The sequence below is a fragment of the Pseudoalteromonas luteoviolacea genome (assembly GCF_018100925.1).
Taxonomy (GTDB): domain Bacteria; phylum Pseudomonadota; class Gammaproteobacteria; order Enterobacterales; family Alteromonadaceae; genus Pseudoalteromonas; species Pseudoalteromonas obscura.
Window position 1 is genome coordinate 90,824 of the sequence record NZ_JAGJEH010000005.1, and the last position, 26,632, is coordinate 117,455.

The following is a 26,632-nucleotide window of genomic DNA, read 5'->3' on the forward strand; positions in this document are numbered from 1 at the left end:
AATCTGGAGTTTAATCATGAGCCAAGAAAGAATACTTTCTGCAGATAAAAATGCCGATAGTAATGATGAAGTCCTGCAGTGGGTGACATACAAACTAGAGGAAGAAACGTACGGTATCAATGTAATGCAAGTGCAAGAAGTGCTTCGTTACACTGAAATAGCCCCTGTTCCAGGCGCACCAAGTTATGTGTTAGGTATTATCAACTTACGTGGTAATGTTGTAACTGTTATAGATACGCGTGCCCGCTTTGGACTGATGAGCGCTGAAGTAACCGACAATTCTCGCATCGTTATTATTGAAGCTGAAAAGCAAGTAATTGGCATTTTAGTAGACAGTGTTGCTGAGGTTGTTTATTTACGCAGTTCAGAAATCGACAGCGCACCAAATATTGGCACTGAAGAAAGTGCTAAATTTATTCAAGGTGTTTCTAACCGTGAAGGTGAGCTACTGATTTTAGTCGATCTTAACAAACTACTCAGCGATGATGAGTGGGATGAGTTGAGTCATCTGTAGATTGTGGCGGCAGTAACATTAGATGACGTACTTATTGTACTTGTGATAGCGGCGAGCGTGATTAGCTTGCTGTGCTTAGGTTTGCTTTTTGTATTTAGTAAGCGCATATATCAAGCCCAGCAAAGTAATGCTAGATTGCTTAAACAAACACAAAATGATGCAGAACAAATTAGCATTTTAAGAAGCGAAATTGCTGAAGTTAGAGCAAGTGTACTAAGTATCGGAAAGCGTCTTGTCGCTAGTGAGAGTTTTGCCAAAGATTTGGCGCAGCAGCAAGCAGCGCAAAAATATGATGACCCGGACGCAAAAATATATTCTCGGGCCGTTAAAATGGTGGAACTTGGCGCAGATCTTGAGGAGATCATGAGGGAATGTGAGCTGCCAAGGGCTGAAGCTGAACTACTTATGTCTTTACATAATAAGTCTTAAATTAAAAGGTGCCAAATGGCGCCTTTTTTAGTTTTAAGGTTTTAACGATTTTTGCTCAGCTCAGCCTAACCTTCTATCAGCGTTCACTTCCTATATGTGGCTTACTTTAGTGATAGTAAGTCGTTGCCTGCAACCTTAATGGTTTCGCAGTATTTATCTGGTTACTATGTTGTTCCAAGGAGGAGCAGTGGTCAAAATATTGATAGGCTTAATCGCATTTTGGACTGTTATAGGCTGCAGTCAAACAGTAAATGGACTACAACAAAAATTAGAACAGCAGGTTGTCAACAATGCAGCAGTGCATGGCATACCAGCTCAAGCTGTTCTGGTAAATAAAAATGGTAAGGTGATTTTTAAGTTTGCTACGAATTCACCGAGCTCTAGGCTGCCCCAAACTCTAGATGAACATAGTGTTTTTCCTATCTTTTCTGTGAGTAAGCTTTTTGCTAATGTGCTCGTTTATCAGCTTTTAGAAAGGGGAGAATTAAACTTAGAAGATAATATAGGTGACTATTTAAATTTACCGCAGCAGTGGCAAAAAATCCCCTTACGTGCACTACTCAACCACACATCTGGCATACCTGAATATTTTACAATGACGGATGGTCAGGTTGTCGCACCGAAAACGATAGAAGAGGTAATCATAGCGTTTCAGGACCAGCAGCCAACATCACAACCAAATGAGAAAATAGCATATACACAAACCAATTATTTGCTGATTAAGTTACTATTAGAGGCGATCACAGCACAATCGTACGAAACGTTAGTAGAGGAACGCATATTTCACCCATTGCAAATGTCAAACACATATCTGCATGGGCGTTCAGATACCAGTAACTCGGTAGCATCATACCTTCCCAACGGCGGGCAAGATCTTGTGGCTAATCAATATGTTTTTCCTACCTACGGTAACTCACACACGGGTGCATACTCCACGACACACGACTTAAATAGTTTTTTATCAGGACTCATGTCAGGCAAATTGGTGAATGTTACGCTCTTGAGAGAGCTTTGGCAGCAAAATAAGCTCACTAATGGCGATATGAATTATTTTTCTTCTGGTTGGCACGTAGAAAAAATGGGGCCTTGGCAGAGTGTTGGACATGATGGTGGTGCTTTGTTGCGAGTAACGGCTATGCTAAATCAGAGATCAGGTGAGTATATGCTTTTTATCTATCTAACCAACGGTAATCTTGATGGCGTTTGGAGCAATCGCCTCATAGGTTCATTACAGCAGCACGTCTTGCCAGACACTTTTTCTCGATTGATAGCTTGGGCCAGATATAAAGACTGGTTTATATTTTAAAGCTGGCATAACAAAACCCAGTAATTGATGCCTATCTTGTTCACTAAGTCTGAGACTGCATACTTCAAACTTAGACTGACTAACGCGTTATGTTAATCCCACTTAGTCGTGCAACCGTCACGGCAAGAATACTCTTGGGTTGGCATGCATGCAATGCAGCCGGTATGGCCTTTGGTCACTTTACAGTTCCTCATTGGATCTGTAGGGGGCAAAGATCCAAACCCACCGGCAACTTTGGGGGTTGCCTCTCGCATGGCATTGTCATTTTTCATCAGTTGCTTCAGATGCTTTTTGTTCATTGAAGGTTTCATAGTTCACTCCTTTTTTGTTTCATTTAAGTTAATTTTGTGTAAATGTACCTTATGTGGTACTGTAGTACAACATTTAATCGGTACGTCAAGGAGTTGGCATGAGTTTGAGTATAATTATTCCCTTTTTAAATGAAGGGATTAACGTTGAAAAAACCTTAACTAGCATTTTTAGTACTGTCAAAGGTGATGTCGAAGTGGTTTTGATTAACGATGCCAGTGATGATGATTTTGCATATGAGTCGGTTGCAAAGCAATATCACTGTGAATACGTTCGTAACTCATTCAGGGTTGGCGTCGCAGCATGTAGGGATCTGGGGGTCAAACTTGCGAGTAATGAAGCCGTAATGTTTCTAGATGCGCACATGCAGTTTTTCCAAACGGGTTGGGATAAGCTGGTACTTGAGCGAGTTTTACACGAACCGAACACTATTTTTTGTGCCCGCTCAGTATACATGAATTTAAATTGGGAGGTTGTTAGCAATGCACCCCAAGGTTGTGGCGCGTTCATACCATTTGAGAACGTACAAGATTTCCTGGCGACAAAGTGGTTAATTAATCCGACTGATGATCATTCAATACCTTGTATTTTTGGTGCGGCGTATTGTTTTAATAAAAGCTTTTATGAGCAGCTTGGAGGATTATCTGGTTTACTTCAGTGGGGTGGAGATGAGCAGTTTTTGAGTGCAAAAGCTTTTATGTTTGGCGGGCGCTGCGCGTTGCTTCCTGAACTCTCTGTGGGTCATGTATATCGAGAAATATATCCATACGAATGCTCCCAAACTCTAAATGTTTACAATCAGCTTTATATTGCGTCAGTACTGCAACCAAAGGCATCAGCAGATCGCATGGTGAACCGCTTTTTGAACAGTGTAAGTCAAGTTGAAGGCGCCCGAGATTTGCTAGATGATATGCGCGAAGAAGTCCAAGCACATCGTGAATACTATTTGTCTTTCCTCAATAAGCGCAGCTTCGCAGAGTTTTTGGCGTACAATGAGGCTTTTCGACATAGGCATTAATTCATTAAGCAACTGCTTAGAGAAACGCGGCGAATGTGCAGACATCTAGTAATTATTTGGAGCCTGTTACTCAAGCTGCCTGTTCGGTTTATATCACGAGACAGTGCTGAACTGTGCTAAAAGTGTGGTGAAGTGTTCTTTGTTAGGCGCATTTGAGTAATGAATTATACCTATGCTAAAGCGCTGTTTGTTTTTTCACCAGTTTTTTGTTGGTAGTAGCCTTGCAGCTGGAACTGTTTTGTTTTTAATCTCCTGAAGATGCCAATCGGAATAGTATGGAATTGCATAGCATGATGATATTGGAAGCGATTCAACATTTTCATATTTAGGAGGGACGCTAGTCGGATTCTATCGCCGAGATAGAGGAGAGGTTGGCAATGAGCCCGCCTCGGTGTTTATTGATGGGACAGCCATATAACATTCAATTATTAGACAACTTTTTGTTGCCCAAGTGTGAGAGGCAATCCTTAAAGGTTGCAATTGATTGAGCTGTTTAAAAAGCGTTACTGCTGTGATTTTAAATTTTTAATGATTTGTGCATCGACCCAGAAAATATCGACATTGTCATAGTTGCCAGTATTCATATTTCGATTGAAAAAAAGATATTTTCCATCAGGTGTAACATTGGCCAATGCTTCCCATGCTGGCGTGTTAATCTTGTCGCCCATATTTATCGGATCTCCCCAGCTACCATCGGAAGACTTAAAGCTGATATAAAGATCTGAACCGCCAAACCCTTCAGCTCGGGTGGCATCAAAAATCAAGTAGGACTCATCTGGAGCAATAAACGGGTGGAAGCTTTTTCCTGCGTTGATGTTTTTACTTAAAAGCTTGGGAGCTTCATATTTTCCTTCAATCAATCGAGCGTAGCGGATGTCGCCAGTGAAATCTTTTTTAAATTCATCGAAAAAGAAGGTTCCTTTTGCTGATACTGTCAGGCGCATTGTAGGTAACGTACCAAATGGTGCCGGTAGCTTTTTTATTTCAGACCATTTATCACCTATTTTGGTTTTGTAGCGGCTACTTAAATACATAGTTTGGCCATCAGGAGAAATAAACGGGGTGCCAACTCGTTTTGAAACGACTTCCTCATGCCACTGACCTTTTTCATTTCTATATCTTGTCAATGTTGGTGCTGTGTAAGGCCCTCCGTTGCGTATCAAATAGAATGAAGACATGTCATGGGAGAATAACCCTGTGAGCTCGTAGTGCTTTGTCGTGACTTTTCCTGGCGCAAAAGGTTTAGGAGTTAGACCAGGGGGCTGTTCACCTAAATATGGATTGAGGTTAGATGAAGAGGGTTCATTGCTATTGGCTGCGACTGAAATAAATACGGCAGATAAAACAAGTGTGGCAATCAAGTTTGTTTGCATCATGGAGTTACCTTATATTCGAATGACCCTAGCAAGCTAGGTTAATTTACACATATAATAAGGTACGCGTTTACATGACACTTGATGTTGTAATGATTTCCTGCTGATTTATCAATCGAACATGAAGAACGGATTTATATTCATTATTATCAACTGCTTACTCATTATTGCGACAAAAAATAATTTAGTTGGGGTACTATTTTAAAGGCCTCACAGTCCCTAAGCTTTTATATTCAATTTACCCTGAAAGTTTTTCCATCCAGGTGGGAATTTACCCCGTAAAACATATGAAAAAGCGATGAGCTCTGCGATTACGTAGTAGAGTTCTTTTGGTATTTCTTCATGTAAGTCAAGTTGCCCTAGTGTTTTAACTAACGCTGCATCTTCATGGATCATGATCTCTTTTTCTTTCGCAAGTGCGATGATCTCTTCGGCAAGATCCCCAAACCCCTTGCATACAACTTCAGGAGATTTACCTGCTTCATATAATAGCCCGACGGCTGTTTTTTGTTCCATTTTTATACCTTTATATTGACGATGGCATGTTTATCATAAAACTGCCTTACTTGGACAGCATCTTCGCGTAATTCAATATCTCCGACTTGTAATCCATGTGCAGCAAGTTTGCTTCGCAGTGCATCAAGATGTGGCGCTGCAAGTTGGCACACGCTTGGGCTATCGCCAATGATTTCACAATCGACAGCTCTGTCCATTAGCTCAGCTTGCACGCTTAGCTGGCCAAGAGCTTCATAATCAAAGTTTAGTCTGACAAACCATACCTGTTTGTCTGGAAGTCCGGCCTTACTTGGTTTTTTATAATTACCAATTTGTAGTTCACTTTGCTTACATTCCGGTGGGGTCTTCATTGGCAGAAACAAGTTGATTAACAGCTGACTCTCACTATCAAACTTTTGACCGAGTGCTTGGGGTTGATTAGTCAAAGACATGGCATTTTGAATAAAGCCGAGATCTTCAACCAAACTTTGCTGTGCGGTTAAGTTAACGGCTTGAATAAACTGTTTTGGTTGCTGTAGTTTGTTGCCTGGGAACAAAGTTTCAACCATAGTTGCAACCCGTTGTTCTTGAGTCACATTCTTGGGTAATTGACTGTCATCTTGCGTACTTAATTGTGTGCCCAACAAGGTCACAAGCAGTTTGTCTAAGGCTTGAGTAAAGCTGGTAATTGGCACGCTGGTATTGAGCGGTGTAGCAATGTTGGGCAATCGGCTAAAGAGATCTTGGCTAACTGTTTCTGGGGTTGCATTACGCTCATCCATCAAGCGTGAAAAAGCTTGATGAACAAGGCGTGTGAGGTCTGCGGACTGGCTGCTTCTAAAGGTTATTTTTTCAGAGATCTTTTCACTTAACAATGCCGGATCTTTGTGATCAGGAGTCAGTTCTTGAGTTAAGCTTGATTCACGCAAAGGCTTTGTAAGAATGTGAGTGAGCGGTAATGATGGTGCGCTCGTAGTGACTGTACCTTGTGCGCCGCGCATTGGTATTGAAGTATTTTGAGGCGGCTGTGAACCCAACTTGGTTTGCGTTAAATTGAGCTGTTCAGCGGCAATGGGCGCAGCTGCTTTTGGCAAGGCTGCGGCGAATACTTGCTGGAGCAGTTGCATGCGCGCTTCGAATGGGATTTTTATATTGCTGTTATTTGAAGAGGGTAGAACCGGTTTAGACGATGGCGCTGGCATCTCAGCGCTTGGCACTTTATTTTGTTGTTTTTGTGCGTGATCACTTTGTACTGTATTTGGTTGAACTGTTGCCTTTTGCGCAGTAGTGTTGATTGGTTGGCTCGAAGCCTGAGGCGCATTGGGCGAGGAATTAAGTTTATCTAGCCCCGTAAAATTTTGTTTGATACCTTCGCTCAGTGTCATCAACGGAGAATTATTTGGGCGTACTGCATCGGGTGTAACTAATGGTTTGTGCAAATAGCTCAAATTGGTTGAAGACATAGCAGGTATGGCCGGTTGGGCTAGCTGACCTGTTTGGGCAGTACTTTGTTTCGCAGTGCGGTTAAAAAATGGAGTTTGGGTGATAGATTGCAGTGCTTGCTTGACTGTTTGTTTGATATCCGCCAATGAAACGTTAAATAGTGGCTTGTCATACTTTAAGGTTGGTTCACTTTGTGTGCGAGTGGCGACTTTCAGTTGCTCTTGAAATTCATGTGTATCTAACTTAGGCAATATGCTCTTCAGTGAGGTGGTGAGTTTGATTGTGGTTGATTTGGTTGCAATCGCTACCTCAATACCATCGTGATGACTACTGAGCTTTGCACTGTGCCAAACCTGTTTTTGCAATTGGTTTAACTCAGAGGGCGTTGGTGTCTGAAGTTGCGTGATGTTGTGTTGATTTCGACCAAGTTTTAGCGTGCCTTTGTTTTGTGTCAGTTGTACATAATTGGTTTCTTTCTGGCTAAGTTGACCAACTAGCTGAGCAATTGCTTTTTTTGCAATAGGCATTTGGTGTAATTTGTCACCAAACATATTAAATACTTGCATCAATATTTTATCGCTTTTGGTACTTAGGCTGGCTATCAATTTTGACTCTTGTTGAAGCAAGCTTCCGACACTGGGTGGAAGAGGCACGTTAATTCCAAGTTTTGGTAATGTTAGCTGCATACCAGAAGTTTGTTTGATCCGAGCATCGGTTTGAATGGCGCTATGATCACCAAATCCTTTTAACACGCCGAGCAAGCTGAGTAGCGACTGAGCCGATTTAAGAGAGAGTTTCGCCTCGGGAGTGATCAGCGTAAGGACAGTGCCTGTTGCATCCAATTTTAACTGAGCTTCGGGCAATTTTAATGCCTGTTCTACATTTGCTTGGCTACTCAGTCGAACAGGTTGCCAACGTCCATCTAAGGCCACCTCCATTTGAATTGAATCTGGCTTAATTACAATATTACGTGCCAAAAACGTTTTTTCTGCATCAAGTTGCGGCTGAGTGTTGCGACCTTGTGAATAAGGTGTTGTAGGTGACACATTTGTCTGATGTTGTACAGGAATTGTTTGCTTATTCATTATTCTAAATCAAATTTTCGGTAATTGGTCGCAACGTGATATACGTATTACCATATCACTATGATAGACTTACGCCCACTTTTGGGGTCGTGAGAATAACAAATTTTGCTAGAGATTAAGGCTTTAACTTGTATCAAACAAGACCGTTGTTTGTTCGAATCACTTAACTTTTCATTGTTATCTGGTCAAATCATGCAAATAGAAGGCCCAAATGGTGCAGGGAAAACCTCACTGTTGAGAATTATAGCTGGCTTCTCTCAACCTGATGATGGTAACGTTCTGTTTAATATGCGAAATATTAAAGAAGACTACGATGGCTATGCGCAATCATTACTCTTTATAGGCCATAAAACCGGCGTCAATCAACAGCTCACAGCCTATGAAAATGTCACCCACTGGCTCAGCGTTCACGGTTATACTAGCACCGAATCGGAAATTTATTCCCTCTTAGGCAAACTTGGTTTGGTCGGTCTTGAAGATGTCCCTGTGCGAACCTTATCAGCTGGACAGCAAAGACGTGTTGCTTTGGTTCGGCTTTGGCTAAATGACGCTAAACTGTGGATCTTGGATGAACCTTTTACCGCCCTCGACAAGAAAGGGGTCGCCATGTTGCAATCCCGATTTCAGCAACATTTGGACAAGGGAGGCGCAATTTTGTTAACAACTCATCAGGATTTGACAGACACATTTGCATCATTACAAACCTTGGCTTTGGAGTACCGTCACTGATGCACGTAAGTAACTCATATTGGACTCTATTTTGTACGGTATATAAAAAAGACCTCACGTTGGCATTTAGGCAGCGTGCAGAGATAGTTAACCCACTGCTATTCTTCTTGATTGTGATCACCCTCTTTCCCCTCGCTATCGGACCTGAACCAGGATTACTGGCGCGAATGGCGCCAGGCATTATTTGGGTCGCGGCACTATTATCAACTATGTTAGGGTTAGATAAGATTTTTCGTGATGACTACATGGATGGATCACTTGAGCAATTAATTGCTTCTCCCTACCCATTGTCGTTAGCTGTTTTAGCCAAAGTGGCTGCTCACTGGACGACTGCTGGGTTACCTATGGTGATCATGGCACCTGTATTTGCCTTGTTGATGAATTTAGAATCACAAGCACTTGGTGCAACTTTATTAACGTTATTAATTGGCACCCCTCTATTGAGTTTTATAGGTGCCATTGGTGCAGGTTTGACCGTTGGCCTGCAAAAAGGTGGTATTTTAATGAGTTTACTTGTTTTGCCACTGTATATACCGGTATTAATTTTTGCAACGTCTGCTATTGATACAAGCATAATGTCTTTAGCATATAGTGGACAACTTGCGATCCTTGGTGCGATGTTAGCCGTCGCTTTTGTCGCCGCACCAATTGCTATATCGTCAGCTTTAAGAGTGAGTGTAAGTTAAAATGTGGAAGTGGTTACATCCTTATGCCAAAGCGGAGCGTGCTTACCAGTTGTGTAACACTTTGCTTCCGTACTTTGCCGTGGTGTCCGTGCTATGTATTGTCGTTGGGTGGGTCTGGGGGCTGGCTTATGCTCCTGCTGACTATCAACAAAAGGATAGTTACCGGATTATCTTTATTCATGTGCCGTCGGCTATTTTGTCCATGGGGGCATATTCTTCAATGGCTATTGCGGCCATTATTGCGTTGGTTTGGCAGTTGCGTAATGCAGAACTTGCGGTGATTGCGATTGCTCCGGTGGGGGCTGCAATGACGGCCATCGCATTGATCACAGGTTCTGCTTGGGGCAAACCTATGTGGGGAGCTTGGTGGGTATGGGATGCGAGACTCACATCGGAGTTAATCTTGTTGTTCTTGTATCTAGGTGTGTTGTCTTTGTTTCACGCCTTTGAAGATAAAAAAGCAGGGGGCAAAGCGGCTTGTATTTTGGCAATTGTTGGCGTAGTTAACCTACCGATCATCCATTTTTCGGTAGAGTGGTGGAACACATTGCATCAAGGGGCGACCATCACTAAGTTTGATACATCGGCTATTGATCCTTCTATGCTGTGGCCGCTGTTGATCAATATCCTAGGTTTTGCAGCCTTGGTAGGCGCGCTTTCTCTGATCCGCCTTAAAAATGAAATTGTGCAGGTTGAGAAGCATCGTCCTTGGGTCCGTCAATTAGTTAGTCGAGGTTGATTATGCAGTTTGAATCATTGAGCGACTTTATCGCCATGGGCGGTTATGGGTTTTATGTATGGCTCTCTTATGGAAGTTGTGCAGGGATCATATTAGGTTTGTTATTCTCTTCACTTTATGAAAATAAAAAATTAAAACAAGAAGTGAAGTCCCAAATGGCCAGAGAAGAACGTATTAAAAAGGCCAAAGAGTTGGAGGCGCAAGTATGAATCCAAGACGAAAAAAACGTATGTTTACAGTGTTGGCGGTCATTTTTGGTATTGGCTCAGCAGTTGGTCTTACGTTATATGCGTTGCAAGAGAACATTAATCTGTTTTATACCCCGAGTGAATTAGTTAATGGTAAGGGGCCTGAAAACGAGAAACCTGAAATAGGCCAGAAGCTGCGTATTGGCGGCATGGTGGTGCCAGGTTCGGTTGTGCGTGACGAAACATCGTTAGATGTGGAGTTTAAGTTGATAGATACAGGGCCTTTAGTGACTATTCGATATCAGGGGATTCTGCCTGATTTGTTCCGTGAAGGGCAGGGGATTGTTGCGCAGGGGACTCTAGTTGAGTCAGACGTTATTGAAGCCTTTGAAGTATTGGCCAAGCATGATGAGGAGTACATGCCCTCAGAAGTTGCTGAGGCAGTCAAAGGGATCAAGCACGAAAAACCAAAATATAATTTAAATAGCGAGAACTAGTATGATCCCAGAAATAGGATATTTCGCTCTAGTTTTAGCTATGGCGTTAAGCCTCTTACTGTGTATTTTTCCCTTGTGGGGGGCATACACGGGTAACTTGAGATTAATGCGAGCTGCGCCCGCATTGGCATTAGGGCAGTGTTTATTTGTACTCTTTTCATTTGGCATTCTGATCTACGTTACCCTCACTGATGATTTCACGGTGGCATATGTTGCTCACCATTCCAGTAGTACGCTTCCATGGTATTACAAAGTTACTTCGACTTGGGGTGGGCACGAAGGCGCCATTTTGTTGTGGCTTGTGATGCAATCTAGTTGGACAGCACTGGTTGCAATGATGTCTAAATCCTTACCTTGGGTGCTAAGAGCAAGAGTATTGGGCGTACTTGGCTTTTTAGGGGTTGGTTTTATGCTATACACCCTGTGGATGTCGAGCCCATTTGAGCGCTTGCTGCCATACTTCCCAGTAGAAGGCCGAGACTTAAACCCGCTACTTCAAGATCCTGGTATGATCATTCACCCACCTTTACTCTATATGGGGTATGTAGGACTTTCGGTATCATTCTCTTTTGCTATTGCGGCTTTGCTGACTGGCAAACTCGACAATACTTGGGCTAAGTGGTCTCGTCCATGGACTATGGTTGCATGGGCCTTTCTCACCTTGGGCATAACAATAGGAAGTTGGTGGGCGTATGCAGAATTAGGCTGGGGTGGCTGGTGGTTTTGGGATCCTGTAGAAAACGCTTCTTTGATGCCCTGGCTTGTGGCCACCGCGCTACTGCATTCTCTGGCCGCGACGGAAAAACGCGGTGTGTTTAAATCATGGACGGTGTTGCTCGCTATTGCCGCATTTAGTTTGTGCTTACTGGGGACCTTTATCGTTCGATCAGGGATCATTGTATCTGTACATGCTTTTGCAACAGATCCAGATAGAGGCTTATACATTCTGTCATTCCTTGCTGTTGTTGTCGGTGGCAGCTTAGCACTGTATGCCGCTCGAGTGTCTCAGGTTCATAGTGAAGGACGTTATCGATTTGTCTCTCGAGAAGTGGCGCTGTGGCTGAATAATATCTTCTTGGTCGTTGCGACTCTAATTGTACTGCTTGGTACTTTACTGCCGATGATCCATAAAGAGTTGGGCTTAGGGTCAATTTCTATAGGTGTACCATTTTTTAATCAAATGTTTTCAATCATCATTGTGCCATTTGCGCTACTTTTGGGAATTGCGCCAATGCTCAGATGGAAGCAGAACAAGTTGTCAGCAATGGCTAAAAAGTGGTTGGTAACGATAGGCCTAAGTTTGGTCGCTACGGCTGCATGGCTGTTCTCCAGCTATGACATGGTCTCTGGGTTAACGTTTGTAGCGACTGCTCTGGCTGTGTGGATTGTATTTGCTACTGTGGCAGACTTGTTACAAAAAGTCTCTTTGCAAAGCTCTATAACAGAGGGATTTAAGAGACTAGGGCTTAGTTACTGGGCAATGGTCTTGGGCCATGTTGGACTGGCATTTGTCATTGCTGGCGTCACTCTGACCTCTGCATATTCGGTAGAGCGTTCTGTGGCTATGAAACCTGGGGATATTGCAACACTGAACGAATATCAATACCGTTTTGAGGGCGTGAAAGAGATCCGAGGACCTAACTACAGCGGATATGCAGGTGTGGTGACTGTACTGAAACAAGAAAACGTGGTTACAGAATTGTACGCTGAGAAACGTTTATACGATATTGGTATGCAATTTATGACCGAAGCTGCGATTGATGATGGTTTTTTCCGTGATTTGTATTTGGCACTTGGCGAGCAAATGAGTCGAGGTGCTTGGTCTTTACGCATTTATCACAAGCCTTATGTACGTTGGATGTGGCTGGGAGGGATTTTAATTTCACTAGCGGGCTTCATTGTATTGGCAGATAAACGCTACCGTCGTCGTGTTAAAAAAGTCGCTCAGGGGTAACTATGAATCGTAAAATACTGGGCTTTTTGCCATTTTTAATTTTTGTATTGTTATGTGTGTTTCTTTATCAAGGGCTTTTTGGCAACCCAAGAGAATTGCAAACCGGTCGCCTTGGGCAAACTATGCCGAGTTTTAATTTACCAGATTTAATGGATGAGCAAACCCGTTGGACAGAAAAAGAGTTGCTCGGTGAAGTGTATTTGATGAATGTCTGGGGTACTTGGTGTCCAACCTGTATCGCGGAGCTGGGTTATCTGACTAGACTGCGTGAGCAGGGCGTCAAAATTGTCGGCTTGTATTATGAGCAAGCCTATGACCCTGACTTTGGTGATCACTTTGATATTCATGCTTTGAGAAATGAAGTGCAGACAATGCTTGGCCGGGCAGGCAATCCATATCAATTTAATATACTTGATTTGGAGCGTAGCTTGGCATTGGATTTGGGTGTCTCAGGCGCACCTGAAACTTTTTTAGTGGATAAACAAGGCACCATCTTATTGCATCATACTGGCGACATTAACCAAAGAGTGTGGCGCAGTAAGTTTTTACCGGTGCTAGAGGAGATACAGTGATGAACATTAGAACTGTGCTCCTGTTGGTTGCGTTGTTACTTTGTAGTATCGCTGTCGTTAATGCGGCGGAAGATCAATACGAATTTAAAAATGCCACGCAAGCTCAAACATTTAAAGAACTCACATTGGAGCTACGTTGCCCTAAGTGTCAAAATCAAAATATTGCAGATTCCGATGCCGTGGTTGCCAAAGATCTGCGAGACAAAGTACTGTCACTGGTTCATGAAGGAAATTCAAAGCAAGAAATAATCGATTATATGATAGATAGGTACGGTTATTTTGTGCATTACCAACCACCGGTCACACCAGCGACTATCATTCTTTGGGTTTTACCAGTCATCATTGTCGTCTTGGGCTTTGGCTTTATTGTATTTAGACAAAAGAAAGCGGCAAAAAAACAGCAGTGGAGTGAGCAAGAGGAGAAGCAGCTAGAAAAGTTGATAGCGCAATATCAGCGTAAGGAGCGTCATCAATGATTGAATTAACACAAATGTGGGGAATATTTGCCCTATTGGCAGTTTTGAGTTGCCTATTTGTGGTTGTGCCCTTTTTACGAAAAGAAAAGGTTGTGTCAGTTGATCATGATGCCAATGCGCAGCGTATTGATATTTATCATCAAAGATTAGATGAACTAAAGGCCGAATTGGAAAACCAGCGTATTGGAAAAATTGACTTTGAAGAGTCTGTTATAGAGTTAAAAAGGCGATTGCTCAATGAACTTTCACCTGAGCAAACTCTGGATACTCGCGGCAATAATCTGGTTTTGGGAGCAACGGGCATTGCATTTACGCTCGTTGTCAGCGGTGTCTTTTACTATTTTACCGGTAGCCATCAGCAAATTGCCAATTGGCAAAAAGCTGTGGAAAAATTGCCAGAATATGGTGAAAGAGCCGTACTGCAAACAGGCGAACCGTTATCAGCGAATGAGCTACAAGCTTTTGCATTGGGTCTGCGCACCAAATTGGCAAACAGTGGGGATGACGCTGTCGCGTGGATGTTATTGGGTCGTGTTGCGATGTCATTGAATGACTACGAAATGGCAATGCAGGCGTTTGATAAAGCGCTAGCTATGCAACCAGATAACCATAACGTGTTGGTCAACTACAGCCAAGCACTATTGATTGAGGGGTCTGAGTCAAGTGTTAATCGTGCTGCGCGAATGCTGTCGAGCGTATTGAGAAAAGACCCGCAGAATATTGATGCAGTATCACTACTTGCGTTAATTGCTTATCAGCGAGAAGACTGGCTAGAAGCAAAGTCAGCTTTTGAGCTTTTATTGACAACAGTGCAGCCTAACGACCCGCGCTATAACATGATCAAACAGCGCATTGATGAAGTTACTCAAAAACTTGGCGCAAATGAGTCAGCATCAGATGCTAACGGCCCGGAATTAAGTGTGCGTGTTCACCTTGACGATAAGTTAAAAGCTCAATTACCCGACAATGCGACTTTGTTTGTGTTTGCAAAAGCAGCAAACGGACCAAGAATGCCACTTGCAGTGCAAAAACTTACAGTTTTTAACTTGCCTTTAGATGTCACTTTGAATGATAGTATGGCAATGTTGCCAGATCTGAAGTTGTCCAATTTCGATGAAGTTGTGATAACGGCGCGTATCTCGGTTGATGACTCGGTTATGACACAAGCTGGTGAGCTTGAAGGTAATTCTGATGTGATCACCCTGAATAAAGATTTGCGCCAACAGGTTAGTGTCACTATAAGTCGTGTTATAACCAGCACAGGAAGCTAAATGTATAAAAAAATTGTCGGTGCAGCGCTTGCGTTCATGCTTGTTGGCTGTGCGCAGGTCCCCGAGGTGAAGCAAGATCCCCGTGATCCGTTGCAATCAATGAATAGGCCCATCTATGATTTCAATATGGATGTGCTTGATGCCTATATTTTGCGCCCAGCTGCGAAAGGGTATGTCGCAATTACTCCAACACCCGTGCGCAGTAGTATTGTAAACTTTACTACTAATATTGCAGCGCCTACTGACGCTATCAATGCCGCATTGCAGGGAAAACCCGGTGATGCCGGTATCAATGTTGCACGTTTCTTGATCAATTCAACAGTAGGTGTTTTAGGTCTGTTTGATGTTGCCAAAGAAATAGGCCTTGAGCATAAAGATGAAGACTTTGGTCAAACTCTTGGTGTGTGGGGCGTTGGCGATGGTGCGTATTTAATGTTACCAGCAATGGGCCCTTCTACAGTTCGTAATACTGCGGGTGATTTGGTGGACAACCTTGTGTTACCTGAAATCGCTTTAACGACACCGCAGACGTTAATTGTGTTTGCGTTGAGAGCGGTAGAGGCGCGTGCATCACTGATGTCGCAAGAGAAGCTACTAAATGAGTCTTTGGATCCGTACACCTTTCTAAAAGATGTGTATTTTCAAAGACAACTTTATGAACTCCATGATGGCAATCCTCCTATGGAGGAAGAACCAGAAGACTTCGATGATGACTTTTTAGAAAACCTTTAAGTCATGCGTATAAAAAAAGCCAGCGTTAGCTGGCTTTTTTTATGTTTTTCAGATGGTTACTTTCTAAAATTTCCAGTTCATATTGAGCCAAAGTGTCCTGCCAGCTTCATTGACTTTCGCGGTTTGTGGGTAACCACTTACCATTGTACCGGAGCGACTCAAGTGCTCGGCATAGGTTTTGTCGAATACGTTGTCTACACCTAAATTAAAGACGAGATCAGCGTTATGAGAATATGACGTATTTAGTGCTAGCGTACCAAATCCATGACTTTCTGAGACATCTTGACCTGCAATGTTACCTTGGCCAATGGCGACACGGTGTTGTTTTTGAACGATTCGCCACAAGCTGCCAAACTGCCACTTACCTTTGATATAACTGAGTGCAAAGCGAACCTGCAAAGGGGGCTGCTGGGCAAGCGCAACATCATCAGTGCGATTTTCTCCTTTGACATAGTTGATGCTTGCAGTGGTTACGAGATTTTTAGTCAGGTTGTAGCGACTCTCAGCTTCAAAGCCATAAGTTTGTGCGTCTATATTTCGTGTTACCTTGCTGATCATGCCCATTTTTTCGTACAGGTTGTCGGTGAGCAGGTAATTGTCGATACGATTAATAAAAACCGAGACTGAGTTCGTAAAGGACTTTGATTGACCAAGCCAGCCAATGTCTAGTTGGTCCGTTGTCTCATGGTCGACTAAAAATGCACTCGGGCTATCGACTGCACCGCGACCACCGCCCATCAACTCCCAATAGTCAGGAAAACGTTCTGTTCGGCCGACACCTATGTAGTAACTGCTGTTTTTAGATTGCGCTTGATAGCGAGTAAAACCACTTATCAATGTGTCACTTCGTGAGAGATCTGCAGTCGGGTTCGGTACTACTTGCATCATAACAGAGCGGGTTTGGCGTCTATCAGTAGCTTCCCAGTCGTCAATTCGTAAACCGCTCACCCATTGACTGCTTTGGCCAAGGCTATATTCAACTTCTGCGAATAAGCCGGTTTGTTCGAATTTTGCGGTTTCTAATCGCACCATTGATTCAACCGGCATGTTGACGAGATCTCGGCTGATCCTCAAACGGTGACGATTTTGTTGGTGGTCTAATCCGTAAGCCAAACTTATCTGATCATTGAATTGAGAGTTTAGGAGGATTTTGCCACCCCAAGTGCGCCTATCAGGATTTGAGGAAACCGGCGTTTTCATCATCATGTTTGGCATAAACTGGCGCAAACTGTGGTTGTCCATGATGTGATCTATGTCGTTAAAAAACACATTGGCTTCGATGCTAGTGACAAAACCGTCTAGCTCACTTTTTACCATTTGCAAAGCGACTTGTGTGCGGTCAAACAGGCTGCCGTCCATCATTCTGTCAGCATAAGCCACTTCGCCGTCACTACGGCCAATGCTGACACTATACAAAGTCGAATCGTCAGGGGTGTAGGCAAATTGAGAATCTAAATTCCATTTTTCATATGCTGAATGAATGTGCGTGCCATCACCATCTTGATAGTCGTCGGCTTCACTATAGCTGGCAGCCACTCGAGCAAAATAGTCTTGAGTACCCGTTTTTATATCGCTATTTAAGACGCGTTTGCCAAACGTGCCGATTGTTGTATTGATAAAGCCAGTTGTACCACTTTCCAACAGGCGCTCCGATTCGCGCTCGAAGACAACTGTTGCAGCACTATTTCCCGGTCCATATAAGACAGTTTGCGGACCTTTGATAACCGTTAGGGTGTCATATGTCTGTGGTGTGATATAAGCGGTAGGTGGGTCCATTCTGCCACCGCAACCACCAAGTGTAACGCCACCATCTGTGATGATGTTAATACGTGATCCTGCCATTCCCCTAAATACAGGGTCGCTACTTGCGCCGCCTTTTTTTACTAACGAAAACCCGGCAATACTCGATAACAGATCTGCACCATCTTGCGCTGGGAGCGGTTGTCTGGTTGCCTTGGGATCTGTTTTAATATCGAGTGGACTGTGCATTGGCGCAATTACCTCAATATGCTCCATGGTGTGGTCCGATTGTGCGTGCCCTTGCCAAGCAATTGCTGCTGTTATAACCGTGCAGATCAGGCGCTTTTTCATTTTTGTCCTCATAGGTATATGTATCAACGTAATTTTTAGTAATGACGTTGATTTAATTGCCAATAGATTATTCTGGCGCGTATTCTACTGATGAGGAAGGGCGTTGGGATGTGACATAATGTCGCACTTCACTGGTAGGCAAAGCGTTTTTTGATTTAAGTCAATACAGTGTTTTAGGTGGATGGTGGAACGAAAGTGCCACCACCTATGTTATCAAAGCAAATAATATTATATTCCCATTGCTTCTATTTGTTGATCGCACCACTGTAATGCGTCTTTATACAGCTCAGGTAGTGATTGAGCCTGAAGGTTGAGTTGTTCTGTTAACTGTGATGCGTCATTCCAGTTGGCCTGTTCGTATGACGTTACGAGACGCAAATATTGCGCTAGCATGCCTTCACCAAGTAATAAAGCGTCTTTGATATCTATGGTTAAAGGCAGTTTTTGCATGACGCTTTGCATAGTTTCATCCAAGATGGCATCCATCAAGGACATCATACCGGTCAAAAATGCCATCCCAGTGTCTTTCATTTTATTATGTTTGATCGCAATCAGCTCACAAAACCTCGCGCGAGTGAGGGACAGCCTAATAAGCTCCATGGGTTTTTCTGATGCCACTTGAGATGCAAACAGCAGCGACAAAAACTTTTTCAGCTCTTGGTTGCCAAGCACCACGAGTGCTTGTTTAATGGTAGAAATCTCAGCTCTACGTTTGAACGCCGCAGAATTTGAATAGCGTAACAGCTTATAGCTGAGATTAACGTCGCGTTCAAAAACTTGCGTAATGCGCTTAAGGTCAACATCAACACTGGATGTTTCATATAAAAGTTCTGCCAAGGTCATCTCTGATGGTGGCAGCGCCTTAGTTTGCACCATCTCAGGTTTGGCGAAGAAAAAGCCTTGGAACAGGGTGAAGCCTAACTCTAGTGCGAGCTGATATTGCTCATAAGTTTCGACTTTCTCAGCGACTAATTCAATATTTTTATAGGGTTCAATGGCTTGTTTGAGCTCGTGGATCTCCTCAATACTGGTTACCAACATATCCACTTTGATTTGGTCTATAAACGGATAAAAATGGCGCCATACCTTTTGATGTTTATAGTCGTCTAAAACGAGCTTATAGCCTTTGGACTTAAGATCTTGAACTGCGGCGAGCAACCGTTTACCGGGTTGCACCGTTTCCAAAATTTCGACTATTAATTGGTCGCGCCCCATCATGGTGGGGTAACCCTTTAAAATAGTTTCTAAGGTGAAGTTGATGTACGCAGGTTTACCATCAGTGAGATCTTCTAGGCCAAAATTAAACTGACTTCCTTCAATGAGTTTGGAAGTTGCTTCCACGTCATCGACATTTGGAAACACATTGTCTACGCCATCGCGAAACAACAGTTCATAGCCGACGACTTCTTTATTTATATTTAAAATAGGTTGCCTAGCGGCATAAAAATACATGGAACGAGACACCCAGTAGTTACTTCATTTCATTTCAATATAAGGCAATCTACAACGTATTTCATTATGAAATTTACACTTTCTTAGTATTTTCGTACTAAAGGGTAATATTTTAGAGTGCTAAATGTGCAATAGAACCTATTTAATCTCACTTACTTGGGGGCCGAGTGGAGCCGTGATATAGTGCGGCTTTGTATTTGGCTTTTGTTCCAATATCAGTTATTGACTTGATTAACTGCTATTCGGAGAGAAGCTCTTTTTGACGGAGGTCATTTTGGAAATTGGCACAATGATATCGCTGGCTTTGTATTTTGCGGCAATGCTGGCTATTGGCCTTTATGCCTATCGTAAATCTACCGATGATGTATCAGGCTATATGTTGGGCGGTCGAAATTTACCACCGAGTGTAGCGGCACTATCAGCAGGCGCTTCTGATATGAGTGGTTGGATCTTAATGGGTTTGCCAGGCGCGATGTTTTTAACCGGATTCAGCAGTACTTGGATCGCAGTGGGATTAGTTATTGGCGCGTTTTTGAACTACTTGCTCGTTGCACCAAGATTGCGTGTTTATACTGAGGTTGCTAACGACGCAATTACCATTCCGGATTATTTTGCTAATCGATTTGAAGATAACAGCAATGCACTACGTATTGTTTCTGCAATCGTGATTATTGTGTTCTTCACGTTATATACCTCGTCGGGCGTTGTAGCTGGTGGCAAGTTATTTGAAAATTCATTTGGTATGAGCTACGAAACGGGTTTATATGTCACAACGGGTGTTGTTGTTCTTTATACGCTATTTGGTGGATTCTTGGCCGTTAGCCTGACCGATTTTGTACAGGGCTGTATCATGTTCATTGCGCTTGTACTTGTGCCGCTAGTGACATTCAGTTTGCTAGAGCAGCCGCTCTCGGCAACATTAAATGAGTTAAATCCAGAGATGTTAACTTGGGTTGGTGCCGGTGGTGTAATTGGTATTATCTCGGCGATGTCTTGGGGTTTGGGTTATTTTGGTCAACCGCATATCATTGTGCGTTTCATGTCTGTTCGCAGTGTAAAAGATATGCCAACGGCTAGAAACATAGGTATGAGTTGGATGGTCGTAGCGACTATCGGGGCTATTACAACAGGTCTATTTGGCGCTGCATACGCTCATGAAAACAATATTGTTGTCAAAGATGCCGAAACAATATTCCTAGTCTTGTCTGAATTACTGTTCCACCCTTTGATAGCAGGGTTTTTACTGGCTGCAATTTTGGCTGCCATCATGAGTACCATTTCTTCGCAGTTATTAGTCAGCTCTAGCTCGTTGACGGAAGATTTTTACAAAGTGTTTATTAAACCAAATGCGACGGATAAAGAACTTGTTTTAGTTGGACGAATTAGTGTGGCTGCGGTTTCTGTTCTTGCGATTTATCTTGCCCATGACAGAGAAAGTACCATCTTAAGCTTGGTAAGTAACGCGTGGGCTGGGTTTGGTGCAGCATTTGGCCCGTTGGTACTATTTAGCCTGTTTTGGAAGCGTATGAACTTCTCAGGCGCGCTGGCAGGTATGGTGGTTGGTGCGACAACTGTGTTGGTTTGGATCTATGCACCATTTACCATTACTGGACAAAGTCCAAGCGGGTTTATTTATGAGATTGTGCCTGGGTTTATTGCCGCATCAATTGCGATTGTTGTTGTCAGTTTAATGACATCACCACCTTCGACAACTATCGAAGAGAAGTTTGAAGAAATGCATCGCGGCTTGTAACACGAAAGTACAAGTATTTTAAAAGGTGGGCTCGGCCCGCCTTTTTTATTTTAGTCATTGTTAAGCACATCGAATGTTTGTAGGAGAATGAGCACTCAGAGCGCTTGTCAGTGATAACCGTTGCGATAAGCTACATTCTGGTGCCAAACTCATACACGCAATGTTTACTAACGTGATGTGGCTCAATGGGATCTAATTGGATCAACTTAATTTGACTGACTTTATCCTGAGTTGTCATTTGACGGATCTCAAAGTAACGACTCCATCCTATGCCTTTATAAGGTCTGAGTTCCATATAAGGGTATTGGGCATAGTGCCAAGTGCCTTTTAGCAGCGCTGAGTCTTCCTGCGCAATATTACTTCCTGATATTTCATAAGCCCCATTTTGCAATAAATTGAGTTTAAAAGAGCTTCCACAGCTGCTTGTTTCGAATTCTTGAACTAGATCGGCTTTGAGTAGGGGGCTATTTTGCTTATCTTTTGGAAAGGGATAGATAGCGATTGAGTTCTTGGTGTACCAGTGGTTACCTTCTTTTAGCGCTTGAATATTTGTTGTTTTAAATCCACTATTTTGTGCCATTTGTTTTACCAACTGCAGGGCATCTGGGTCTTGTAACATCAATGAATGTAAAATGGTATTGCGAGAAATTGTTGTCGGAAAATCAAGCGTATTGGTTTCGACAGTGAAGCCTTTTTCCTCCAGTGCGGCACGTAAATTGATGCTTGCTTCATTGGGAATATACTTTGCGTAAATATGAACCGTTGTGGTGTTGGCACATCCAGCTATACAAAAAGCGAGTGCTGTGACCGTGATTTGGCGGACAGTTGTGATCATTATTATTACCTACATCCAAACGTACCATTATTTTTAACACACATTGAATGGGTTGTAAGTAGTAATAATCGAGTGCTGAAAAAGCAGCCGTGCAAAAGGCTTACACGGCGAGTATAATTTAGTCTTGAACCGAGCGAAGTAGGGCATTAACACCCACTTTTTCTCGTGTCTGTTGGTCTACTTTTTTAACAATAATCGCAGCATATAGGCTGTGTGTACCGTCTTTGCTTGGCAGTGAACCAGGCACAACAACTGAGCCAGCAGGCACTCGGCCATAGTGAATTTCGCCAGTTTCTCGGTCATAAATACGCGTACTTTGAGAAATATAAACACCCATTGAAATCACCGCGCCTTCCTCGACGATAACACCTTCCACGATCTCTGAACGGGCGCCAATAAAACAGTTATCTTCGATAATGGTAGGGTTCGCCTGTAATGGCTCTAGCACGCCACCAATGCCGACACCACCCGATAGATGAACGTTTTTACCAATCTGCGCGCATGAGCCAACAGTAGCCCATGTATCGACCATGGTACCTTCATCTACATATGCGCCGATATTTACGTAAGACGGCATTAACACGACATTCTTACCGACGAAACTGCCTTGACGAGCAACAGCGTTAGGAACTACGCGCATACCGCCTTGCTGAAATTGCTCTGGTGTGTAATCACTGAACTTAAGCGGTACCTTGTCGTAAAATTGGTTTACACCATCGTTCATTGGTTGATTGTCACGAATTCTAAACGACAATAGTACGGCTTTTTTCAACCACTGGTGTACTACCCATTCTCCGCTGACTTTTTCCGCTACGCGCGCTGCGCCCTTGTCGAGCAATTCTAGTGAATCCACAATCGCTTTTTTCACTTCTGGCGCGACAGATGAAGGTGTAATGTTATCGCGGTTTTCCCACGCTTGTTCAATAATACTTTTTAAATCCGACATAGTTTCCTCGTTTATTCAGATTCGGCGTTTAATTTTTTCATAAGTGAGTAATGTAAAGCTGTTTTTTCATCTTCACTCAAGGCTAAATAATGTTCATTTGAGACTACGAAAAAGTCCTCTGCACGTTCCCCAACGGTGGTGATCCGCGCTGCGTGGATATGTAGGTTATGAACCTGCAATACTTCCGCAATTTTGGTTAACAGTCCCTGAATATCCACAGCCTGTATTTCGACTAAGTTTCTATCATCGCGAGCATGTGGACGGACAATAACTTTTGGTTTGATATTAAAATCTTTAAAGCGCTGTGAACGGTTTTTCTTTAAGCGTATCTTCTTTTTAGGATCTGCGAGAATACTGTCCAGCCCACGGCGTAAGTTTTTGGCTCGGCTGCCACTAATGGCATCGCCGTTGACCTCCAAAATAACGAAACTAAAGACCACATAGCCATCTTTAGTCGTCATGACTTGCGCGTGCTGGATTTGCGCTTTTTTGCTGCCTATCACTGAAACTAGCTTAGCAAATAAACTGGCTTCGTATGGTGCATAAACAAATACCTGAGTACCGCCATGCATGGGTTTTTCAGATACTGCAACGCCAGAGACGCTATGCTCACTTAAAGAAAGTAAGTACTCACTTTGCCACGAGATTTGCTCTTCACTAAAGCCAGTGAAATAATTGGCTTTAAATCGAGACCAAAGTTTTGTTACTTTTTCTTCTAAATGACCTGCTTCTATAAGTCTTTGCATGGCTTGCGCTTTTTTATCTCGGATCTGATCGCGCATATCCATTGGGTGTTCTAGGCCTAACCTCAAAGCTCTTTGAGCATGTAAATAGAGCTCTCTTAATAGGGTGTTTTTCCAGTCATTCCACAAGTTATCGTTAGTTGCACGAATGTCTGCAACAGTCAGACAATAGAGGTAGTCCAGCTGTCTTTCGTTTTTAACCTTGGAGGCAAATTCATTGATAACGTCGGGGTCATTAATATCTTTGCGTTGTGCTGTAACAGACATGAGTAAGTGGTGTTCTACCAACCAAGCGACTAGTTTAGCGTCTGAAGGCGTTAATTTATGCATGCTGGCAAACGCATTGGCATCGACTGCGCCTAATTCAGAATGGTCACCGCCTCGACCTTTGGCAATGTCATGAAAAATACCAGCCAGATAAAGGAGTTCAGGCTTATCCATGCGAGTCATGATTTCGGCACAAATCGGAAACGCTTTGTTAAGCTGCTTATCACGATATTTATGAATATTATTAATCAGTTTGTGGGTATGCTCGTCCACTGTGTATGCGTGAAATAAATCAAATTGCATTTGACCGAAAATGCTACGCCATTGCGGTAAGTACGCTGCAATGATCCCGTGTTTATGCATGAGCGTGAAGGCGCGACCCATACCATTTGGATGTTTGAGCAGCCGCATAAATGCATCTCGACATGCGGCATAATCTTGCAAATCTCCAAGGAGGCGTCTTCTTACTTGGCGGACCGAGCGTATCGTATTTGGGTCAATGTCGGTGATATCAGTGTTATCAGCAATATGCTCAAAGAGCACTAAGAGGTTTTCTCGCAAAAAGAAAGCTGATGGGTCTTTGACTCGAATTTTATTTCCGATCCGCTCAAAGTGGGCATCTAAAGGCGTAACGACAAGTGCATCTTGTTCAGGCAAAATACTTTGCTCGAAGTAAGCCAGCAGCATTTGATTCATTTCTCGCACTCGGCTCATGATGCGGAAGAGGCGTTTCATCATACGTTCAACTGACGGTTTGCCTTCTGAGCCAAAGCCCAGCAATTCGGCTGCGTGAGGCTGGTAGTCGAATAACAAACGGTTTTCACTACGACCTGCAGCCAGATGCAACGCAAAGCGTATATTCCATAGGTTTTCCAGACACTCCATCAGCTCTTGATATTCTTCGTGCGTCAAATAACCGTGACCGATTAGCTCCTCAAGCGTTTCTGCGTGGAAATGCTTTTTTGCGACCCAAAAAATGGTTTGCAGATCTCTGAGTCCACCGGGGTTCTCTTTAATATTCGGTTCGAGATTGTAAGCGGTACCATGGCACTTTTTTCGCCGCAATTTTTGTTCTTTAACTTTGGCGATAAAAAAGTCGTCAGACCGCCAAATTGGTGTCTTGACGATGTGACTTTTTAACCGTTCGAATTCAACCAAGTTGCCACAAATAAGCCTGCTTTCAAGCAAGCTGGTGGTAAAGTGAACATCTTTGCGTTTTTGCTCCAGGACTTGCTCATGGGTGCGTACACTGTGACCGATGTCGAGGTTTAGGTCCCATAAATAGGTGACAAACGCTTCTAATGCATGCCGCAACTCTTCACTGGGATCGCCATCTGTTAGCAACAGAAAATCAATATCGGAAAATGGGTGAAGTTCACCACGCCCGTATCCACCAATGCCTATCAGTGCCAATTGAGGAAATTTGGACAATCCAGTTTGAACAAATAGTTCTTTTAGCAGGGTGTCGATAAATTCAGAGCGTGCGTTGATGAGTAATCTAACAGGTTGTTTTGAAAACTGATTATTTAGCCACTTATAGAAATAGGTCAGGCAGCCTTTATAATCATTGAGTTGTTCTGCTTGCTCGAGCAGCAACTTTACTTTATTGGGTAACGCCACGAGATATCCTTGGAACACGAGATAAAGTCAGTTTACTTGTATATTGGAATGACTTGAAGCAGGGAGCGCGCGTTTTTGTCGGTTTTATTTCATAAGTCTTCTAATTGCGTAATTTTTACCTAAAATTATGCCAATTTTCAGAGCGTTTGTTTGTGGTAGCTGCTTGAACTTGCAAGCAGCTACCATTGTATTATCCGTGTTCGATAATACGATCTATGGTGTCGTCTTTGCGGTGGGTTAGGATCTCAACACCGTTGTCAGTCACCAACAATGTGTGCTCCCACTGTGCTGATAGACTGCGGTCTTTAGTTACGACTGTCCAATCGTCTTTAAGCAATTTACACTGGCGTTTGCCTGCATTAACCATAGGCTCGATTGTTAAACACATACCGGCTTTTAAGGTTTCGCCTGTACCGGGCTTTCCATAGTGCATGACTTGCGGGTCTTCGTGAAATTGTGCGCCGATACCGTGACCACAATATTCACGAACGATAGAGTAATTGAAACCTTCAGCATATTTTTGAATTGCGGCACCGATGTCACCGAGGCGTACGCCCGGTTTTACCATTTTAATTGCAAGGTAAAGAGATTCTTGAGTGATTTCGCTAAGACGCTTACCTTGAATACTAGGCTTGCCGACATAGAACATTTTTGACGTATCGCCATGGTAACCGTCTTTGATGACTGTGACATCAATATTGATAATGTCGCCTTCTTTAAGCGGCTTTTCATTTGGGATACCGTGACAGATTACATGGTTAACTGAGGTACAAATTGACTTTGGAAATCCGTGATAATTGAGTGGTGCAGGAATGCAGCCTTGAACATCCACAATGTAATTATGACAAATTGTGTTTAATTCGTCTGTGGTAACCCCAGGCTTCACATACTCTTCGATCATTTCCAATACTTCAGCCGCTAACCTACCGGCAACACGCATTTTTTCGATTTCTTCAGGGGTTTTAATCACTGCACTCATTGAGACTCCAAGTCATAATTTTTACAAAGCAATGACGAGCAATTTTTGTTCTCATCATTGAGTTAATTTATTTTATATGGTATAAAGCGCGCCGTCTTTTTACAAATAAATCTTCTAGATTTGATCTTGA

At 43.0% G+C, this 26,632-nt stretch carries 25 protein-coding genes; 15 read left to right on the plus strand and 10 right to left on the minus strand.

Annotated features, from left to right (window positions below; all coding sequences use genetic code 11):
* Nucleotides 1-16: 16 nt before the first annotated feature.
* The 3 genes from J8M00_RS11885 (at nucleotide 17) to J8M00_RS11895 (ending at nucleotide 2,249) form a co-directional block, all read left to right on the plus strand.
* A complete protein-coding gene (locus tag J8M00_RS11885; RefSeq protein ID WP_023401824.1) occupies nucleotides 17-514 on the plus strand; it encodes a chemotaxis protein CheW in 498 nt (165 codons plus the stop codon).
* Nucleotides 515-943: a DUF2802 domain-containing protein gene (locus J8M00_RS11890; RefSeq protein ID WP_432652270.1), complete on the plus strand. Its 429-nt coding sequence runs from the start codon at nucleotides 515-517 to the stop codon at nucleotides 941-943.
* Between the two features lie 187 nt (nucleotides 944-1,130).
* Nucleotides 1,131-2,249, plus strand: coding sequence for a serine hydrolase domain-containing protein (locus J8M00_RS11895; RefSeq protein WP_211010446.1), 1,119 nt, complete (start codon nucleotides 1,131-1,133; stop codon nucleotides 2,247-2,249).
* 92 nt (nucleotides 2,250-2,341) lie between these two features.
* Here J8M00_RS11895 and J8M00_RS11900 read toward each other — a convergent pair whose 3' ends face one another.
* Complete coding sequence (locus tag J8M00_RS11900; protein WP_211010447.1) at nucleotides 2,342-2,560, minus strand: hypothetical protein; 219 nt, start codon at nucleotides 2,558-2,560, stop codon at nucleotides 2,342-2,344.
* Between the two features lie 98 nt (nucleotides 2,561-2,658).
* Here J8M00_RS11900 and J8M00_RS11905 point away from each other — a divergent pair, with 98 nt between their 5' ends.
* Nucleotides 2,659-3,576, plus strand: a complete 918-nt coding sequence (locus tag J8M00_RS11905) for a glycosyltransferase (RefSeq protein ID WP_211010448.1) — start codon at nucleotides 2,659-2,661, stop codon at nucleotides 3,574-3,576.
* 503 nt (nucleotides 3,577-4,079) lie between these two features.
* Here J8M00_RS11905 and J8M00_RS11910 read toward each other — a convergent pair.
* From J8M00_RS11910 to J8M00_RS11920, 3 genes are all read right to left on the minus strand, one after another.
* Nucleotides 4,080-4,952 (minus strand): PD40 domain-containing protein, encoded by an 873-nt coding sequence (locus J8M00_RS11910; RefSeq protein ID WP_211010449.1) that lies wholly within the window; start codon nucleotides 4,950-4,952, stop codon nucleotides 4,080-4,082.
* A 216-nt stretch (nucleotides 4,953-5,168) separates the two neighbouring features.
* Entirely contained in the window at nucleotides 5,169-5,465 is a 297-nt protein-coding gene (locus tag J8M00_RS11915; protein WP_023401831.1) for an EscU/YscU/HrcU family type III secretion system export apparatus switch protein, read from the minus strand.
* A gap of 2 nt (nucleotides 5,466-5,467) precedes the next feature.
* Nucleotides 5,468-7,972, minus strand: a complete 2,505-nt coding sequence (locus tag J8M00_RS11920; protein WP_211010450.1) for a flagellar hook-length control protein FliK — start codon at nucleotides 7,970-7,972, stop codon at nucleotides 5,468-5,470.
* Between the two features lie 105 nt (nucleotides 7,973-8,077).
* Between J8M00_RS11920 and ccmA the strand changes: the two genes are divergently transcribed.
* From ccmA to J8M00_RS11970, 10 genes are read left to right on the plus strand one after another with little or no spacing between them, the layout of a single operon-like run.
* Nucleotides 8,078-8,701, plus strand: coding sequence for a cytochrome c biogenesis heme-transporting ATPase CcmA (gene ccmA, locus J8M00_RS11925; protein ID WP_211010451.1), 624 nt, complete (start codon nucleotides 8,078-8,080; stop codon nucleotides 8,699-8,701).
* Nucleotides 8,701-9,387: a heme exporter protein CcmB gene (gene ccmB / locus J8M00_RS11930; RefSeq protein WP_211010452.1), complete on the plus strand. Its 687-nt coding sequence runs from the start codon at nucleotides 8,701-8,703 to the stop codon at nucleotides 9,385-9,387. Before ccmA ends, ccmB begins: the two co-directional genes overlap by 1 nt.
* A gap of 1 nt (nucleotide 9,388) precedes the next feature.
* On the plus strand, nucleotides 9,389-10,126 hold the full coding sequence (locus J8M00_RS11935) for a heme ABC transporter permease (RefSeq protein WP_211010453.1): 738 nt from the start codon (nucleotides 9,389-9,391) through the stop codon (nucleotides 10,124-10,126).
* Between the two features lie 2 nt (nucleotides 10,127-10,128).
* The gene (gene ccmD / locus J8M00_RS11940) at nucleotides 10,129-10,335 is read left to right on the plus strand and encodes a heme exporter protein CcmD (protein WP_063383319.1); all 207 of its coding nucleotides are present in this window, start codon (nucleotides 10,129-10,131) and stop codon (nucleotides 10,333-10,335) included.
* Nucleotides 10,332-10,811, plus strand: coding sequence for a cytochrome c maturation protein CcmE (gene ccmE, locus J8M00_RS11945; RefSeq protein ID WP_211010454.1), 480 nt, complete (start codon nucleotides 10,332-10,334; stop codon nucleotides 10,809-10,811). Before ccmD ends, ccmE begins: the two co-directional genes overlap by 4 nt.
* 1 nt (nucleotide 10,812) lies before the next feature.
* Nucleotides 10,813-12,765 (plus strand): heme lyase CcmF/NrfE family subunit, encoded by a 1,953-nt coding sequence (locus J8M00_RS11950; protein ID WP_211010455.1) that lies wholly within the window; start codon nucleotides 10,813-10,815, stop codon nucleotides 12,763-12,765.
* A 2-nt stretch (nucleotides 12,766-12,767) separates the two neighbouring features.
* The gene (locus J8M00_RS11955; RefSeq protein ID WP_211010456.1) at nucleotides 12,768-13,337 is read left to right on the plus strand and encodes a redoxin family protein; all 570 of its coding nucleotides are present in this window, start codon (nucleotides 12,768-12,770) and stop codon (nucleotides 13,335-13,337) included.
* Nucleotides 13,337-13,813 (plus strand): cytochrome c-type biogenesis protein, encoded by a 477-nt coding sequence (locus J8M00_RS11960; protein WP_211010457.1) that lies wholly within the window; start codon nucleotides 13,337-13,339, stop codon nucleotides 13,811-13,813. Before J8M00_RS11955 ends, J8M00_RS11960 begins: the two co-directional genes overlap by 1 nt.
* Nucleotides 13,810-15,084 carry a c-type cytochrome biogenesis protein CcmI gene (gene ccmI, locus J8M00_RS11965; RefSeq protein ID WP_211010458.1) on the plus strand — a complete coding sequence of 425 codons (1,275 nt, stop codon included), beginning with the start codon at nucleotides 13,810-13,812 and terminating at the stop codon, nucleotides 15,082-15,084. The genes J8M00_RS11960 and ccmI overlap by 4 nt, the downstream gene beginning before the upstream one ends.
* On the plus strand, nucleotides 15,085-15,816 hold the full coding sequence (locus J8M00_RS11970) for an MlaA family lipoprotein (protein WP_023401842.1): 732 nt from the start codon (nucleotides 15,085-15,087) through the stop codon (nucleotides 15,814-15,816).
* Between the two features lie 63 nt (nucleotides 15,817-15,879).
* Here J8M00_RS11970 and J8M00_RS11975 read toward each other — a convergent pair whose 3' ends face one another.
* A complete protein-coding gene (locus tag J8M00_RS11975; RefSeq protein WP_211010459.1) occupies nucleotides 15,880-17,907 on the minus strand; it encodes a TonB-dependent copper receptor in 2,028 nt (675 codons plus the stop codon).
* Between the two features lie 228 nt (nucleotides 17,908-18,135).
* Nucleotides 18,136-19,359: an EAL and HDOD domain-containing protein gene (locus J8M00_RS11980; RefSeq protein WP_211010460.1), complete on the minus strand. Its 1,224-nt coding sequence runs from the start codon at nucleotides 19,357-19,359 to the stop codon at nucleotides 18,136-18,138.
* Nucleotides 19,360-19,633: 274 nt separating this feature from the next.
* Between J8M00_RS11980 and putP the strand changes: the two genes are divergently transcribed.
* Complete coding sequence (gene putP, locus J8M00_RS11985; RefSeq protein ID WP_211010911.1) at nucleotides 19,634-21,112, plus strand: sodium/proline symporter PutP; 1,479 nt, start codon at nucleotides 19,634-19,636, stop codon at nucleotides 21,110-21,112.
* Nucleotides 21,113-21,242: 130 nt separating this feature from the next.
* Here putP and J8M00_RS11990 read toward each other — a convergent pair whose 3' ends face one another.
* The 4 genes from J8M00_RS11990 to map form a co-directional block, all read right to left on the minus strand.
* Nucleotides 21,243-21,947 (minus strand): hypothetical protein, encoded by a 705-nt coding sequence (locus J8M00_RS11990; RefSeq protein WP_211010461.1) that lies wholly within the window; start codon nucleotides 21,945-21,947, stop codon nucleotides 21,243-21,245.
* A 118-nt stretch (nucleotides 21,948-22,065) separates the two neighbouring features.
* Nucleotides 22,066-22,893 (minus strand): 2,3,4,5-tetrahydropyridine-2,6-dicarboxylate N-succinyltransferase, encoded by an 828-nt coding sequence (gene dapD, locus J8M00_RS11995; protein WP_211010462.1) that lies wholly within the window; start codon nucleotides 22,891-22,893, stop codon nucleotides 22,066-22,068.
* An 11-nt stretch (nucleotides 22,894-22,904) separates the two neighbouring features.
* Nucleotides 22,905-25,523, minus strand: a complete 2,619-nt coding sequence (gene glnD, locus J8M00_RS12000; protein WP_211010463.1) for a [protein-PII] uridylyltransferase — start codon at nucleotides 25,521-25,523, stop codon at nucleotides 22,905-22,907.
* Between the two features lie 190 nt (nucleotides 25,524-25,713).
* Entirely contained in the window at nucleotides 25,714-26,502 is a 789-nt protein-coding gene (map, locus tag J8M00_RS12005) for a type I methionyl aminopeptidase (protein ID WP_023401849.1), read from the minus strand.
* Nucleotides 26,503-26,632: the final 130 nt, after the last annotated feature.